Below are 16,059 nucleotides of genomic sequence, written 5' to 3' on the forward strand. Positions count from 1 at the left end.
AGATGGCCTAGAGAGGTTTGGGCAGCGCATACTGCGTGCCATTCCAGGTGAAATAGCCGTCGCGGGTATAGGTGCCGTAGAAGTTCCGGCTACCTGCTGCGGTAGGGCTGTACAGGTCTTGTGTGCGACCTATGCTCAGCCAGGTAGTAGTCCCGTTCAGCCGACGTTCCCGCAAGATTTTCTGGCCATTTATCTTGGCTACGAACGTCTCTTTTACCTGCCCATTACGCAGGTACACGGTCTTCTGCTTCCAGATATTCATGCGTTGCACGCGGTCCTGGGGCAACTTGTTGGGGTTTGCGGCGGGGTTGAAGCCTTGCACCACATGCCGGCGCGCTCCCATACGGCGCGCGGTAATCTCGAATCGGGTTTTCTCACTCAACTCTAGCCGGGTGCTGGCGGCTAACTGCAGGAGAGAATCGCGGGCGGCAGTAGCCTTCGTAACGTCGGTAATTATTTGCGCCTGAGTAATAAAAGGCGAGAAAAGGGCGGATAAGGTAACGGAGAGTAGTACAGCCTGTTTTTGCATCAGATAAAGAAAGTTGGATAAATACCTGCGGCAAATATACTAGCCTACCTCAACCGTTCACTGTTGGCTTCGAAATCCGCCAAACCCATGCAATCAGGACCAGTTGCAGCGGCAACCGCAGCCACAGCGCCCACAGAGGCACCGGTAGGCCTGCGCCATGTGCCTGCAGCATATAAACGTTTGCCGGAAACACGGCCACCAGCAGCGCAATAAGGCCCCAGCCGGCCAGGCGGCGCGTGGCGGGCAGCAACAAGCCTAGGCCACCCGCTATTTCCGCTACCCCACTGATATAGACCAGCAGGAGGGGAGCCGGTAAATACGGCGGCACGATGCGCACGAACTTTTCGGGGGATGTGAAATGGGTGATGCCGGCGCCGATAAATAACAGAGCCAGCGGATAGCGGCTCAACTTCCAGAATAAGGTCATATAGCTACCTGACGAGCTAGGCCACTGTTTGGTTTGCCCTACGGCTTTTCAGGCGCGAGCCTGGCTGTGGCAAGAGTAGTTGAACAAGCCCACCAGCAGCGCAGCCCGAAAGCGCCCTTAGGCCAGTAGGCGCGCCACAATGCGTACCTTGGCATGGGCGTTATAGCCCTCCATTCACTATCTACCTCACTTGATGAAAACGTTCTATCTGGCCCTTGGGCTGGGGCTGGCCGTGGCCGCTACGGCGCAGGCCCAGCAATCGGCAGCCGGTTATCAGATTGCCCTCGACCTGCAAAATATTCAAAACGACCGGGTGAAAGTGGTGGTGCAAACGCCCCCCATAAAGGAGGCGCAGGTTACCTATGTAATGCCCTCCGTGGTGCCGGGCTCGTACTCCAAAAAAGACTACGGACGGTTCGTGACCAGCTTCAAGGCATTTGACTCGAAGGACAAACCGCTGAAAGTAAAGAACAACGGCCCCAATCTGTTCGTTATCGACAACGCCAAGAACCTGGCCCGCCTAGAGTACCTCGTGGATGATACCTGGGACGCCAAGCAGGACGACTCGTTCATTTTCCAGCCTGGCGGCACCAACATTGAAGCCGGCCGCAACGTCACACTGAACCACTACGGTTTCTATGGCTACTTGGAAGGCTACAAGATGCTGCCCTACCAGGTAAGCGTGCAGAAACCCGCCGACTTCTATGGCGCCTCGGCGCTGGATGTGCGCCATGAGTCGCCGACCAAAGACGTGTTTTCGGCCAACGACTACGTAACCCTGGCCGATGGTCCGGTGCTCTACAACAAGCCCGATACAGCCAGCTTCAGCACCGGTGGCGCCCGTATTTCGGTGGCCGTATTATCGGAGGGCGGCGTAGTAAAAGCAGCCCAGGTGAGCGAAATGCTGCGGCCGATGTCGGAGGCGCTGACCAAGTTTTTTGGGAAGATGCCGGTGCCGAAGTATCAGTTTCTGATGTACTTCCCCAGCCTCACCTCGCCGCTGAATAGCAAAAACGGCGGCTACGGGGCCATGGAGCACAGCTACTCCTCCCTCTATTTCCTGCCCGAAATTCCGGACCAGGACCGTATGCGGAGCATGGTGCTGGAAGTGGCCTCGCATGAGTTTCTGCACATGTTGGCCCCGCTTAACATTCATAGCAAGGAAATAGGGGAGTTCGACTTCCAGAACCCGAAAATGTCGCAGCACTTGTGGCTGTATGAGGGCGTGACGGAGTACGTGTCGCAGCTGGTGCAGGTGCGCGGCGGCCTGATTACGCCCGACGAGTTTCGGGAGCGGATGAAGGGCAAAATCGATAAGTCGCAGGAGTTCAAGGATGTGTCGTTCACGGAAATGAGCCGCAAGATTCTGGAAGCGCCCTACAAAGACATGTACAACAACGTGTATGAGAAAGGCGCGCTGCTAGGCCTGTTGCTGGATATCCGCATCCGGGAGCTAAGCCAGGGCCGCCAGACTCTGCGCGACGTGCTGCTAGCCCTGCGCGAGAAATACGGCCCTAACCGCTCCTTCGAGGACAGCCAGCTGATTCCGGAAGTAGTGGCCCTCACGAATCCGCAGCTGCAGCAGTTCTTCGACCGCTATGTGATAGGAGCGGAGCCCCTGCCGCTGCAGGAGTACTTCGGCAAAATTGGCTGGACGTATGCACCTGTAGGCCAGGCCAAGGTGAAAGCCTTCGGCAATATTGGCTTCGGCTACGACCAGGGTAAAGACCAGTTCCGGGCCATGAAAACCAAAGCTGAGGAAAATGCCTTCGGCCTAAACGAAGGCGACGTAATTCTGGCCATCAATGGGCAAGCCGTGAATATGCAGTCGGCTGAAAAGCTACTGCGCCCGTTGGTAGAGCCCAAAACGGCCGATCCGGTCCGGGTGAAATTCCGCACTGGTGCCAATGGGCCAGAGCAGGAGCGCCAGGCCACACCGCGGGAGTTCGATGTAGAAGTGAAGAACCTCGTAGAAGCCGTTCCTACGCCCACCCCCACCCAGCAGGCCCTGCAGGACGGGCTGTTTAAAGGGTAGAAGGTACACCGATACCAGAACGTCATGTCGAGCTTGTCGAGACATCTCGCGTGCTGACGTTGTGGTGGTAATCCAACGATTCGAGCGAGATGTCTCGACAAGCTCGACATGACGTTCTAGTTACCTTATCACCTTCATACCCTCATTCCTCCCTTACCTTTGCCGCACGATGATTTTACGAGCCGAACACCTGGTTAAAAAGTACAAGTCGCGCACGGTGGTGAACGATATGTCCCTGCAAGTAGAGCAGGGCGAAATCGTAGGCCTGTTGGGGCCGAACGGGGCCGGCAAAACCACCTCGTTCTATATGACGGTGGGCATGGTGAAGCCTAACGAGGGCCGCATTTTCCTGGATGATCAGGAAATTACCCACCTGCCTATCTACAAGCGCGCCCGCTTAGGCATCGGCTACCTGGCCCAGGAAGCCAGCGTGTTCCGGGACCTGACGGTGGAGGAGAATATCCTGTCGGTGCTGGAAATGACCAACCTCTCGAAAACCGCCCAGCGCGATAAAACCGAAGAGCTGCTCAATGAATTCAGCCTGACCCACGTGCGCAAAAACCTGGGCCGCGTGCTGAGCGGCGGCGAGCGGCGGCGCACCGAAATTGCGCGGGCTTTGGCCGTAGACCCCAAATTTGTGCTGCTGGATGAGCCGTTTGCGGGTGTTGACCCGATTGCCGTGGAAGAAATACAGGGCATCGTGGCCAAGCTCAAGCACAAGAACATCGGCATCCTCATCACCGACCACAACGTGAACGAAACGCTCAGCATCGTGGACAGGGCCTACCTGCTCTTCGAAGGCAAGCTACTGAAAGCCGGCACCGCCGAAGAACTGGCTGAAGATGAGATGGTGCGCCGCGTGTACCTGGGCAAGCACTTCGAGCTGAAGCGGAAAGTGTAGCGAGGAGGTGGCCTAGAACTGTCATTCCGACCGCAGGGCGGAATGACAGTTCTAGGCCAGTTGCAATTATGGTAACTTTCTGCCGCCGCTTACGGTACAGAAGCCCATTCTCAAGCCCCATCTATTCCCACCCTTGTGATCAGTACCGTTCTAACGTGGGCCGTGCAGCGCCGACTAGATGACATCGAGCACTTTCGGCAGCACCCTCACGATGTGCAACAGAGCCTGTTGCAAGGCCTGTTGCGCACAGCTCGCGGTACGGAATGGGGGCAGCGCTACGGCTTCGCTGATGCCCCATCGGCTCAGGAGTTTGCCCAACGTGTACCCATCAGCAGCTACGAAGACCTGTACCCTGACCTAGAACGAGTGCTGCGCGGCGAGAACAACGTGTTGTGGCCCGGCCCCAACCAGTGGTTTGCCAAAAGCAGCGGCACTACCAACGCCCGCAGCAAGTTTATCCCGGTCACGCGCGAATCGTTGCACGATGGCCACTACCGCGCCGGCCGCGATATGTCGGCCGTGGCCACGTATCTGTACCCGGAAATTGATGTGTTTGCGGGCAAAACGCTCTCCCTGGGCGGCACCCACCAGGCCAACCCGTTCCGGGCTGAGAGCACTGCTTCCCGCGTGGGCGACGTCTCGGCCGTCATCATGCAGAACCTCCCGGCCTGGGCCGAGTTTATCCGTACGCCGCCGCTAGAGCTGGCCTTGCTGGATGAGTGGGAGGAGAAGATTGAGCGCATTGCCCAGCACGTACTGCAGGTAGATGTCCGGGCGCTAGCGGGCGTGCCTACCTGGATGATTGTACTGATCCGCCACGTGGTGGAGCTGGCCGGCGCCGAACATATTGGGCAGGTATGGCCCAACCTAGGCCTGTTCCTGCACGGCGCGGTGGCGTTCGGGCCATACCGGGAGCTGTTCCGGCAGCTTATTCCGATGGAGCAGATGCGCTACCTCGAAATCTACAACGCCTCCGAAGGCTACTTCGCTTTCCAGGATGAGCCCAACTCAGAGGACTTGCTCCTACTGCTCAACCATGGGGTGTACTACGAGTTCCTGCCCGCCGACCAGTGGGAGGCTCCGGAGCCGAAAGCCATAGGCTTGGATGAGGTGCAGCTAGGCCAGAGCTACGCGCTTATCATCAGCACCAATGCCGGCCTCTGGCGCTACAAAATCGGCGATACGGTGCGGTTCACGAGCTTGGCTCCGTATCGCATCCGGATATCGGGGCGCACCAAGCACTTCCTGAACGCTTTTGGCGAGGAAGTAGTAGTGGAAAATGCCGACGCCGCCATTTCCGCCGCCTGTCAGGCTACCGGCGCCACCATCCGCGATTTTACCGCCGCGCCTGTTTACTTCGATACGCAGGATGGCGCTTCCCGCGGTGGGCACCAGTGGGTGCTGGAGTTTGTGCAGGCCCCGCCGGATACCAGCCGTTTCGGAGAAGTATTAGACCAGACCCTCCGCCAGCTTAACTCCGACTATGACGCTAAACGACACCGCGATATTGCCTTGGCTCCGCCGCACTTAGTAGTGGCTCCGGCGGGCACTTTCGAGCGGTGGCTGGCCGGTAAAGGAAAATTAGGCGGCCAGCACAAAGTGCCACGCCTCAGTAATTCCCGTGAGTTTTTAGAGGAAATCCTAGATCAACTAAATAATTAGTTATAACTTCCGTTGGTATCAAGCTATCAAGCGTTTGCCTGATGAACTACGGAAGAATATACCCGGCTACACAAAGGAGGAGTTGGCGGCTATGCCACTTGTTGGGGCTGATTGTCTGCCTTGCTTCCTGTGCTACGCTGCCGCTAGGCCACCCCCGCAACCACCTGGATGCTGAGAGCAAGCGGCACGGCCGCTGGCGGGAATACTTTGATGCAGCCGAAACCCAGGTAGCCAATCAAGGCCGGTACCGGCACGGGCAGCCCGTAGGCCAGTGGCGATACTATGCTCCTGGCCGGATGCTCGAGCACAAGGAGCGGTACCTCCGCAGCCCGGCTCATCAACTTCAGCTTACCTACTACCACCCAAATGGCCGGCTTGCCAAAAGCGGACAGGCCCGCTATATATTGCGCGCTGATGGTGGCCGTTTCTACTGGTTTGGGGAGTGGAAGCAGTACACCGACGCTGGCAAACCACTGCTCTCCGAATATTATATCAACGGCTTGCTGCAGAGCCCTGCGAGGTAATACTAGAAGCTGAACAGTAGCTGATAAAAATCATATAAACATTTTTTCAGAACGTTATAGAACGTATTTGCAAAGTCATATATTGGTGGATGGTTCTCTTTACAATTCCCACTTGTGTCTACTGCAACCGCTTCTTCCCGCCCCTCAACGGCTCGGCGTAAACGCCGCGCATCTTCCGAAACTCCCACCATCTTAACTACCCGCGTCATGATGGCCGTATTAGGCCTGCTAGGCCTGACGCTGCTAGTCAGTTTAGGCATCATAGCCGTAAATCTGGTTAGTTAGTGGCCTACTTCATTTTCAATGCAAGAGCCCCGTTCCAGCTACATCCTTCTTAGGTGGTAGCTGGAACGGGGCTCTTGCTTGTGGGCGGATATAGCTACTCGTCGAGAATGCCGCCCACTAGGTTGCCCAATACACCGCCGCTTTCTTTGCGGGCATTGCCGCCAGAAGGAGCCAAAGCCTGAATCAGCTTCTTCACGGGCATCGACTGGAGCCACACGCGGCCGGTACCGCGCAACGTGGCCAGCAACAGGCCTTCACCCCCAAATATCATGGATTTCAGGCCGCCAGCCCGGGCCACACTGAAGTCGATGCTGGGCTCGAACGCTACTACGCAGCCGGTATCTACACGCAGCAGCTCGTTGTTGAGGCGCTTCTCGATAATGGTGCCGCCGGCATGAATGAAGGCTTTGCCGTCGCCGGTCAGCTTCTGCAGAATAAAACCTTCGCCCGCAAACAGGCCTGTGCCCAGCCGCTGGTTGAAGTGAATGGCCATTTTGGTACCGCGGGCCGCCGCCAGAAAGCCATCTTTCTGCACAATCAGGCCCTGGGGCATCGTGCCCAGATCAATAGGAATAATAGTGCCGGGATAAGGCGCCGAAAAAGCCACTTTGCTTTTGCCATAGCCGCCGCGGTGGGTGAAATGCGTCATGAACAACGACTCGCCCGTGAGCAGGCGCGTGCCCGCCGAAAACAGCTTGCCCATGAAGCCCTGGTCTGGCTCGGAGCCGTCGCCCATTTTGGTTTCGAAGGTAATGGCCTCTTCCATATAGACCATGGCGCCGGCTTCCGCAATCACGGTTTCATTAGGATCCAGCTCTACTTCGAGCACCTGAATATCATTGCCGAGGATCTTGTAATCAACGTCGTGTGACTGCATAACGAGGGAAGCGAAAGATGTGTGGAATGCTGCCTCAAGTATAGCGAAACATGAATTGATAAGCAGAGGAAGCCTTCTAAAACGTAGCAAGGAGCCGCTCACACAAGAACTACTGGCCTAAAAAAGGCTGTTTCCTGTGTGAGCAGCTCCTTGCTGCATCAGAATAGCCAGCGCGAATTCTATTCGTCGTCCGAATCTTTCCCCAAGTCCTCTTCAGGTTCTGCTTCCGCTTTCGGGCCTTTCTTCTTTGCCTCGGTACTGGTGCGGCGCATAAAATCCTCATCCGACTCTTCGGGCTCCTGGGCGCCTTCCTCCAGCGGGAAGTCTTCTTCCTCCTCATCTTTCTCGCCAAACTGCCCGTCGCGGTTCACGAGCTTTTTGTCGCGCACGTGGCGGTTCAGGAATTGGTTGATGTCCTCGATGGAGTAGTTGGACGTGATTTCGCCCAGTGGGTTTACCTTGATTTCAAAGCCTTCCAGCTCCTTGTGGACGCGCGCTTTTTTCTCGGGGTCGTTCTTCTTCTTTTTCGGGCTAACGGGTTTCTTGGCCATGATGCAGGTCGCTAAAGTCGATTCAACAGCAAGCGGCCTACGCGGGTAAGTCGCCTTGAACCCAGTAGTACGAAGCTAGCCCGATAGCGGTTGATATAGTGGCCTAGAAGCCTGTAGGCCACTCCGCACCAACACAAAAACGCCGGCCCAACTCCTAAGAGCTGAACCGGCGTTTTTGGTGAGCAAAAAAGTCTTCTAGGCCACTTGAGCAGCTTAGGCAGTTTGCAGTGTATTCACAGCCGCCTCAATGCGCTCGGCTGTTTCCTGTGCACCCAAAATGCTCATGATGTGCATCAGATCGGGGCCAGCGGCGGCGCCCGTAACGGCTACGCGCAACGCTTGCAGCACCTGCCCAATCTTGATACCCTGGCGCTCCAGCACCTGCGTGAGCAAGGCCTTAATGGCGTCGGGCGTAGTATCGGCGGCAGTGGAAAGCTCCTTGGCAAACTCGGCAAGAGCACCGGCTACCTGGGCATTCCACTTTTTGCTGATCACCTGCTCATCATAGCTCGTGGGGCGAGTAAAGAACAGCTGGGCTTCCTTGGCTAAGTCGGCGGGGAACGTAGCGCGTTCTTTTACTAGGGCAGCTATCTGCTCGGCTTTGTCGGCGGGCACTTCCAGGCCTTGCGCCTGCAGGGCATCGCGCAGGTACTGGCCTAGCTCCTGGTCGGGCTTGGCGCGCAGATACTGCTCATTGTACCAGCGTACTTTGTTCTGGTCGAAGCGAGCCGGCGACTTGCTGACGCGCTCAATGGTGAAGGCCTCAATCAGCTCATCCATGGTGAAGAGCTCCTGCTGGCTGCCGGGGTTCCAGCCCAGAAAGGCCAGGAAGTTGATGAACGCCTCGGGCAGGTAACCACTTTCGCGGTAGCCGCTACTCACGGTCGGCTCGCCGGTTTCGGCGTCTTTGCCATGCCACTCCAGCGGAAATACCGGGAAGCCGAGTCGGTCGCCGTCGCGCTTGCTGAGCTTGCCAGTGCCATCAGGCTTCAGCAGCAGAGGCAAGTGGGCGAATTGTGGCATGGTGTCTTCCCAGCCGAAATAGCGGTACAGCAACACGTGCAGCGGCGCCGAGGGCAGCCACTCTTCGCCCCGAATCACGTGGGTGATTTCCATCAGGTGGTCATCCACGATGTTGGCCAAGTGGTAGGTCGGCATACCATCCGACTTCATCAGCACCTTGTCATCCACGGAAGAAGAGTGCACCACTACCCAACCCCGGATGAGGTCGTTGAAGCGGATTTCCTCCTTGCGCGGCACTTTCAGACGAATCACGTAGGGCGCGCCGCTTTCCAGCAGCTGCTTTACTTCCTCGGCGGGCAGCGTGAGGGAGTTGCGCATCTGGGCACGCGTGATACTGTTGTACTGCGGGTTGGGCACCTTGGCGGCCGTCAGGCGGGCGCGCATGGCATCCAGGTCCTCGGGAGTATCGAAGGCGTAGTACGCGTGGCCGCTATCAATCAGCTGCTGCGCATACTGCATATACATGGGCTTCCGCTCGCTCTGGCGGTAGGGCGCGTGGGGGCCGGGCGTAGCCGACCAAGGGCTCTCATCGAGCACAATGCCACACCATTCCAGGCTCTGACGGATGTAGTCCTCGGCGCCCGGCACGAAGCGGTTCTGGTCGGTGTCCTCAATGCGTAGCAGCATTTTGCCGCCTAGCTTGCGGGCCAGCAGATAGTTATAAAGCGCAGTGCGCACGCCGCCAATGTGCAGCGGACCGGTAGGGCTGGGTGCAAAACGTACCCGTACTTCTCTTTCCATACAAACAGCAAATTCGCGTCCGGTTCAGGTCCGAAACGCGCCGCAAAGGTAGGTAATTAGGAGGGGAGGGAGAAAGGATATAAAACGGGCCGGCAGGTTTGCGACAGTGGGCTGTGCTTACGGAAAGACCAGCCGCGTAAGTGGCCTAGGTCTATTCGATAATCAACTCATACTTAGTGAGCAAACCCGGTAAGCCACTCAGCGCAAAGCGTGCCTGTTGCAAGTCGTTCTGTCCCGGGTCAAGCAATACCTGGCGGGCCGTAGTGAAGTCGGCGCCAGCCAAGCGGGTTTGCTCGAAAATAGCGCCTTGCAGCTGGCAGTCAGCAAATACGGCGCGGCTAAGATCCGTCTGGGTGAAATCAACTTCTTTCAGCGAGCAGCCTACAAAGCGCGTGTTCGGCATGGCTTTACCCAGAAAAGAAGCATAATCCAGCTGGCACTTATCAAAATGTACTCCGAAGAGAAAGTCGCGGCAGGCATGGAACTGTAGGCCTATCAGCTTGCAGCCCTCAAAAGCAACATTCTGAAAAGAAGTATTTCCGATGCTGGCACCGGCCAAGTTGCAGTTCTCAAACAGGCAGTCGCTGAAGTTGCGGCCAGAAAGAATGGCCTGCGTCAGATCGAAACCGATGAAATGATAATGCTCAAACTCCAGCTGGCCTACCAGCTCCGGCGGCATAGTGCGCGTAAGAACCTGGTCTGCCGGAAAGTAGCTGGGTTTCTGCAGTGGCTTAAGAGCTTTCTTGGCAGGCCTACGCACGGTCGCGGTTCTTGAAAGAAAGCCAGAGTACCAGTCCCAACAGGGTAATGCCACCCCGAATAGCCCAGCCTGCTGTGGTGCCCCAGTTGTTCATCCAGTCCAGCAGCGGAAACCGAAAGTTAGTGGGTGCCACAAACGGCATCACGATGGCCACCGAACCGGCCAGAAACAAGAATATGCCTATCTCCCTCATATACTAATGTGGTGAAATTTTGCAGTTGTGAGTGGTCGTTTTAGCGCCAGTAGGCCTATCTGAGCATCATTTCACTAGTTCACTGCTGTACTGCAATACAGGATATTTCTACCTGCACATCTTTCGGCAGGCGGCTTACTTCCACCGTTTCGCGTGCCGGGGCATAGTCGGCTTCAAAGTAGTTGCCGTAGATTTCGTTGATAAGGCCAAAGTTGCCGAGGTCCTTCACAAAAATGCTGCACTTCACCACGTCGCGCAGCGTCAGGCCGGCCGCTTGCAGCACCGCCTGCAGGTTACGCATTACCTGGTGAGTTTCCTGGGCTACGTCGCCATCCCCCACGAGCTGGCCCGTATTGGGGTCGAGGGCAATCTGGCCGGAAACGTACACGGTGTTGCCGGCTTGAATAGCCTGGCTATAGGGGCCGATGGGAGCAGGGGCCTGATCGGAGTAAACAATGGAGTGCGCCATAGGAGAGTGGGTTGCGAAAGCAGAAAGTCTATCTTCAGGCCAAAGTAAGTGGAAAATCTATGCACCTGTTTATTGTGGGCGGCGAAGTGATGGAAGCGGAGCTGCGCGCCAAGTTCGGCGTAGGCCACTCCTACGACTTTTGCCCACCCGATGCACCTGATTTGCTGACGCGCCTTGGCGCCGCTGATGTAGGGTTTGATCTGCGCGAATGGCCGGAGCTACACTATGAGCAGCCCCGGCAGCCCTTGTTTTATGCCATTGGTGCCCGTAGTCTGGCCCACCTGTTCCATAAAGAAGCGCCTCCGTTTGGGCCCGTATTTGGGCTGTGCGCTTTGCCAACGCTGCTGCATCGGGAGTATCTGGAGGTCAGCTTATATCAGATTGAGGATACCAATAAGCTGGCGGAAACCTGCGCTGCTCTCGGCACCAAATTCCTGACTATCCCTGACCGTGTAGGCCTGCTCTCGCCCCGGTTGGTTTGTACCTTCATCAACGAAGCCTGCTATCTGCTTCAGGGGGGTGTAGCTACTTTGCTTGCTATCGAGCAGACTATGCAACTGTGGTTGCAGCTTCCTATGGGTCCTTTTGCCTGGGCCAATACCATAGGCCTAGGCCAGGTGTATCTGCTCTTGGAAGCCTTATACCAGGAAACGCACGAAGACCGCTACAAACCATGCATGCTACTGAAGCATTACTACCTGCGCGGCCAACCCTTTACGCTATAGAAGCCACCGCAAGGAAATGCAAAAAGCCGCTCCAGTTTCCTGAAGCGGCTTTGCTATGCATACAGAACAGTAGATTATTCTACTGTTACGGACTTTGCTAGGTTGCGGGGCTGATCGACGTTGCAGCCGCGTAGTACCGCAATGTGATACGAGAGCAACTGCAGCGGCACTACCGATACCAATGGCATCAGGGCATCGCTCGTAGCAGGCACCTCAATCACAAACTCGGCCATCTGCGGAATCACATCATCACCTTCTGTTACGATGGCAATGATGCGGCCTTTGCGGGCTTTCACCTCCTGGATGTTGCTTACGACCTTCTCATATGAGCTGTCTTTGGTAGCAATAACTACCACCGGCATGTTCTCATCGATTAGGGCAATCGGACCGTGCTTCATCTCGGCCGCTGGATAACCTTCGGCGTGGATATAGCTGATTTCCTTAAGCTTCAGGGCTCCTTCTAGGGCTACCGGGAAGTTGTAGCCGCGGCCTAGGTATAGGAAGTTAGGCACATCCTTGAAGATCTCAGCCATTTGCTCAATCTCCGTGTTCAGCAACAGCGCCTTCTCCACTTTCGCTGGGATATTGCTGAGTTCCATCATCAGCTCACGCAGGCGAGTGTCAGACAGCGCACCGCGCTTGTGGCCTACAATCATAGCCAGGATAGTAAGCACCGTTACCTGAGCCGTGAAGGCCTTGGTAGAAGCTACCCCAATCTCAGGGCCGGCGTGGGTATAAGCACCCGCATCGGTAGCGCGGGCAATGCTGCTGCCTACCACGTTACAGATACCGAAAATGGTAGCTCCTTTGCTCTTCGCCAGTTCAATAGCTGCCAGCGTGTCAGCCGTCTCACCCGATTGCGAAATAGCAATTACGATGTCGCGCTCCGTGATAATAGGGTTGCGGTAGCGGAATTCTGAAGCATATTCTACTTCTACAGGAATGCGCGCCAGATCCTCCAGCAGGTACTCAGCCACTAGGCCAGCGTGCCAAGAGGTACCACACGCCACAATGATGATACGGTCGGCGTTCATGAACTTGCGCTCATAAGCACGCACACCGCCCATGTTCAGGTGCCCAGCTTCCAGCTCCAGACGGCCACGCATCGAGTCGAGAATTGAGCGAGGCTGCTCGAAAATCTCCTTCAGCATGAAGTGCTCGTAGCCACCTTTCTCAATGCTGTCGAGCTCTAGCTCCAGCTTCTGAATATAAGGCGTCTGCTGCACATCTTCTTTCGTGCGGATATCCAGCTGTCCGTTCTTGATAACCACAATTTCATAGTCATTTACATAGACTACTTCATTGGTGTACTCAATGATAGGGGTAGCATCAGAAGCCAGGAAGAACTCATCCTTGCCAACGCCAATAACCAACGGCGAGCCTTTACGGGCGGCAATCAGTTGGCCAGGCTCATCTTTGCTCAAAACCACAATTGCGTAGGCACCCACCACTTCGTGGAGAGCCAAGCGCACTGCTTCTTCCAGTGTGCAGCTGTTTTGCTTCTGAATTTCTTCAATCAGGTTCACGAATACCTCCGTGTCTGTATCTGAATGAAAGATGTGGCCTTGCTGCTGCAAGTGCGTCTTCAGAGCAGCGTAGTTCTCAATAATGCCATTGTGAATAATAGCAATCCGCTCGGAAGTAGAGTAGTGCGGGTGAGCGTTTACATCGTTCGGCTCTCCGTGGGTAGCCCAGCGCGTATGCCCCATACCAATGTTGGCGTGGGTGTTTTTGTCAGAAATGAATGCTTCCAGTTCGGCTACTTTCCCTTTCTTCTTATATACGCTAAGCTGTCCGTTGAGAAGGGCTACTCCAGCGGAGTCGTAGCCACGGTATTCTAGGCGGCGCAGGCCTTTGATAATAATGGGGCAAGCCTCACGGTGCCCAATGTAAGCGACAATTCCGCACATAGCAGGTTGGTTGTGTCAGAGCAAAAATCTGATGAGAAACAAAATCGGGCGGCAACGGCAAAAGCCGTGCCGCCCTATTGCTGCTGACCTTTGTAGGCCAGCATTATATTACTTGAGAGTAGAGAAGTAAATGCGGAGTTTGATGCCGTTAGCATCCAGAACGGTCCGATTTAACGATAATGCGGTGCTACTGCGCAGGGTAGGCGAGAGAATCAAGCCCGAGGGTTTCTCGCCATTCAAACGGTCAAGCAAGTATGCCTGCAGGTACGCCGTCATGCTTACTCGATACTCCGATGGCTCCGCGTAACTTGGATAAAGCGAAGCCGCTGCCGGATAACGGTAGTCAATCGGTGTCACCAACACAGAATTGCCGTTGGCATCCTTTGCTACTTCCAGCTGCACTACGCGCTCATAGTCGGTTGCACCTACGGTCCGTAGTAGTACCTGGTTAGCTGAGTTCACCTCTTGTAGATACACGCTGCTGGCGTATGGAAAGAGGCCATTGGTAAACTGCTTAATCGGAATGATCAACTCAGCCCGGTTAATGTTCAGCTCGTTACCATTCTTCGTCAGGTCATCAAGGCCTTGAAAGTCAATGCGGGTGCCTAGGCCTGTTCCCTCCTGTACATACGTTTCCCCGTTAGTCGTGCTGGAAGATACCTGCTGAAGTGGAGTGCTCAGGCTAGCCAAGGGTGATGCCAGCTCCGTAGAGATGTTCGTAAAGAACTTGGCATCGGCGGCTAAACGCGTTGGGTTATTACCAAAGAACACCGAATACGCGTGCGGCCTTACCGTTTTCCCGGTGGCTTTACCTTGGAAATAGAAAGTTAACCGGGTGTCGATATTACGGTTAAACGCCACGAGGTTATCCTCCGACTGCGCATTAGCCGTTGGCACTAGTGCCAAGCCTCGAATAATAGCATCGAGCCGTGCCTGATTGAAACTAGCATCACCGAGTGCTGCATAGAGGCTATTAGCCAAAGCCGCAGTTTGCGAGTATTTCAAGAACCGGACTCGAACTACGCGGTCAGGTACTGTAACCTTAATCGTGGACGTGTCACTCGTGCTTGGCGATATACGCTGACGCACAACTTTATCCCTATTCAGAAAACCGGCAATGTCAGAAATCAGTGGGCTACTGGTAGCTACCTGTGACTGCGAGTTGTACACTGTCCGCTCATCCAAGGGCTGCTGCAGTTGCAACAGATCAAAGCGCAACGGCTTTGCAGCCGTCCCATACACCTGATCATACCCTAAGCTAAGGACCACAGAATCCAGCTTGGTTTCTGTGTATTTAGACGGTAAGGAGTCGGTGGACGTCCCGATCTGCATATTCAGAAACGACTTAGCCGTGGTAACACCCACTTTGCTGTCGCGCACACGGCCAACCAAAAAATGACTGGCGTTGATTGTTTCAACGGGCTGTTGACGGACTGTGTAAGCCGAAACCGAAAAGTCGCGGAAGGCAGAGCTAACCGGCGAAGTACCCGGTAGCTCTAGGCCTAGGTCAGTAGCATCTTCGCAGCTAGAGAGGCCTAGGAGTGCTCCGGAAAAGAGAGTAACCGACGCTAGTCGGATGGCGCTAGTTGGCCAATTCATTATAAAGCGCGTAGTAAGAAGTAAGTAGGTTTTCATCGGCACCTACCTGCCCAAGTTGTTTCTTCTCTGAATACTCAGAGAATAGCGTATTGAGGTTCTCGCTGAAGTCCTCATCGGATTTTACAACGGAATCGGCATACTCCATGCCGACTTTGATAAAGCCACCGAAATCCGCAGACTTCAGCGCCTTCAGCATGTCATCATCAATATCCAGCATCTTCGCTTTCTCAATGATGTCGCCCTCAAATTTGTGGTCGAACTCATTGTTATAGATGGTGAATACCGACTTGGCGTCCTTGAAAATCGGATCCTTTTTGTAGGTCGTTTTCAGGTACATCGGAATCAAACCAGTCATCCAGTCATTGCAATGCACAATATCCGGGGCCCAGCCTAGCTTCTTTACTGTTTCAAGTACACCTTTGCAGAAGAAGATAGCGCGCTCATCGTTATCAGAGTGGAACTTGTCGTTCTTGTCTACCAGTACCGATTTGCGGTGAAAATAATCTTCGTTGTCAATGAAGTATACCTGTAGCTTAGCATTCGGGATAGATGCCACCTTAATGATGAGTGGTTTCTCATCCTCGCCGACGGCAATGTTGATGCCGGACAGCCGCACTACCTCATGAAGGCGATTCTTGCGTTCATTGATAATGCCGAAACGAGGTACGAAAATGCGGATTTCCATCCCCATTTCCTGCATTCCCTGCGGCAGGCGCCGCAAAAACTCTGCTACCTTGGTGGTCTGCAAAAACGGGTTGATTTCCGTGGCAGCATAGAGTATTCTCAACTTGGACATACTAGGTCAGTTGGTGTGAATGGGAAAGGGCAACACTTTGGGATGCACAAAA

General features: G+C 55.1%; 17 protein-coding genes. 6 read left to right on the top strand and 11 right to left on the bottom strand.

Annotation, left to right across the window (positions count from 1 at the left end; genetic code table 11):
* Nucleotides 1-7: 7 nt before the first annotated feature.
* A complete protein-coding gene (locus CFT68_RS18125; RefSeq protein ID WP_088844997.1) occupies nt 8-529 on the bottom strand; it encodes a hypothetical protein in 522 nt (173 codons plus the stop codon).
* A gap of 49 nt (nt 530-578) precedes the next feature.
* Entirely contained in the window at nt 579-956 is a 378-nt protein-coding gene (locus CFT68_RS18130) for a DoxX family protein (RefSeq protein ID WP_088844998.1), read from the bottom strand.
* A 193-nt stretch (nt 957-1,149) separates the two neighbouring features.
* Between CFT68_RS18130 and CFT68_RS18135 the strand changes: the two genes are divergently transcribed.
* The 5 genes from CFT68_RS18135 (at nt 1,150) to CFT68_RS21860 (ending at nt 6,363) form a co-directional block, all read left to right on the top strand.
* Nucleotides 1,150-2,991, top strand: coding sequence for a M61 family metallopeptidase (locus CFT68_RS18135; RefSeq protein WP_088845000.1), 1,842 nt, complete (start codon nt 1,150-1,152; stop codon nt 2,989-2,991).
* Between the two features lie 169 nt (nt 2,992-3,160).
* Entirely contained in the window at nt 3,161-3,892 is a 732-nt protein-coding gene (lptB, locus tag CFT68_RS18140) for an LPS export ABC transporter ATP-binding protein (protein ID WP_088845002.1), read from the top strand.
* A gap of 135 nt (nt 3,893-4,027) precedes the next feature.
* Nucleotides 4,028-5,554, top strand: a complete 1,527-nt coding sequence (locus CFT68_RS18145) for a GH3 auxin-responsive promoter family protein (RefSeq protein ID WP_088845004.1) — start codon at nt 4,028-4,030, stop codon at nt 5,552-5,554.
* Nucleotides 5,555-5,652: 98 nt separating this feature from the next.
* Nucleotides 5,653-6,078, top strand: coding sequence for a toxin-antitoxin system YwqK family antitoxin (locus CFT68_RS18150; protein ID WP_088845006.1), 426 nt, complete (start codon nt 5,653-5,655; stop codon nt 6,076-6,078).
* A 114-nt stretch (nt 6,079-6,192) separates the two neighbouring features.
* Complete coding sequence (locus CFT68_RS21860) at nt 6,193-6,363, top strand: hypothetical protein (protein WP_170934851.1); 171 nt, start codon at nt 6,193-6,195, stop codon at nt 6,361-6,363.
* A gap of 94 nt (nt 6,364-6,457) precedes the next feature.
* On the opposite strand, the gene CFT68_RS18155 is transcribed toward CFT68_RS21860, so the two are convergent.
* The 6 genes from CFT68_RS18155 to CFT68_RS18180 form a co-directional block, all read right to left on the bottom strand.
* A complete protein-coding gene (locus CFT68_RS18155) occupies nt 6,458-7,240 on the bottom strand; it encodes a TIGR00266 family protein (protein ID WP_088845008.1) in 783 nt (260 codons plus the stop codon).
* A 179-nt stretch (nt 7,241-7,419) separates the two neighbouring features.
* Nucleotides 7,420-7,791, bottom strand: coding sequence for a hypothetical protein (locus CFT68_RS18160; protein ID WP_212590433.1), 372 nt, complete (start codon nt 7,789-7,791; stop codon nt 7,420-7,422).
* A 213-nt stretch (nt 7,792-8,004) separates the two neighbouring features.
* Nucleotides 8,005-9,555, bottom strand: a complete 1,551-nt coding sequence (gene gltX / locus CFT68_RS18165; RefSeq protein ID WP_088845010.1) for a glutamate--tRNA ligase — start codon at nt 9,553-9,555, stop codon at nt 8,005-8,007.
* Nucleotides 9,556-9,706: 151 nt separating this feature from the next.
* The gene (locus CFT68_RS18170; RefSeq protein WP_141106616.1) at nt 9,707-10,234 is read right to left on the bottom strand and encodes a pentapeptide repeat-containing protein; all 528 of its coding nucleotides are present in this window, start codon (nt 10,232-10,234) and stop codon (nt 9,707-9,709) included.
* A 73-nt stretch (nt 10,235-10,307) separates the two neighbouring features.
* Nucleotides 10,308-10,508 carry a hypothetical protein gene (locus CFT68_RS18175; protein ID WP_088845012.1) on the bottom strand — a complete coding sequence of 67 codons (201 nt, stop codon included), beginning with the start codon at nt 10,506-10,508 and terminating at the stop codon, nt 10,308-10,310.
* A 79-nt stretch (nt 10,509-10,587) separates the two neighbouring features.
* Nucleotides 10,588-10,977: a RidA family protein gene (locus tag CFT68_RS18180; protein ID WP_088845014.1), complete on the bottom strand. Its 390-nt coding sequence runs from the start codon at nt 10,975-10,977 to the stop codon at nt 10,588-10,590.
* 59 nt (nt 10,978-11,036) lie between these two features.
* Between CFT68_RS18180 and CFT68_RS18185 the strand changes: the two genes are divergently transcribed.
* Nucleotides 11,037-11,702 (top strand): 3-hydroxyacyl-CoA dehydrogenase family protein, encoded by a 666-nt coding sequence (locus CFT68_RS18185; protein ID WP_088845016.1) that lies wholly within the window; start codon nt 11,037-11,039, stop codon nt 11,700-11,702.
* Nucleotides 11,703-11,776: 74 nt separating this feature from the next.
* Here the strand turns inward: CFT68_RS18185 and glmS are convergent, their stop codons facing one another.
* The 3 genes from glmS to CFT68_RS18200 all read right to left on the bottom strand — a co-directional run bounded on the left by glmS (nt 11,777) and on the right by CFT68_RS18200 (nt 16,007).
* The gene (glmS, locus tag CFT68_RS18190) at nt 11,777-13,612 is read right to left on the bottom strand and encodes a glutamine--fructose-6-phosphate transaminase (isomerizing) (RefSeq protein ID WP_088845018.1); all 1,836 of its coding nucleotides are present in this window, start codon (nt 13,610-13,612) and stop codon (nt 11,777-11,779) included.
* 108 nt (nt 13,613-13,720) lie between these two features.
* Nucleotides 13,721-15,211, bottom strand: a complete 1,491-nt coding sequence (locus CFT68_RS18195; protein ID WP_170934852.1) for a DUF4270 family protein — start codon at nt 15,209-15,211, stop codon at nt 13,721-13,723.
* Nucleotides 15,195-16,007 carry a glycogen/starch synthase gene (locus CFT68_RS18200; protein ID WP_088845022.1) on the bottom strand — a complete coding sequence of 271 codons (813 nt, stop codon included), beginning with the start codon at nt 16,005-16,007 and terminating at the stop codon, nt 15,195-15,197. Before CFT68_RS18200 ends, CFT68_RS18195 begins: the two co-directional genes overlap by 17 nt.
* Nucleotides 16,008-16,059 lie beyond the last annotated feature (52 nt).

The organism is Hymenobacter gelipurpurascens (assembly GCF_900187375.1).
Classification (GTDB): Bacteria; Bacteroidota; Bacteroidia; order Cytophagales; family Hymenobacteraceae; genus Hymenobacter; species Hymenobacter gelipurpurascens.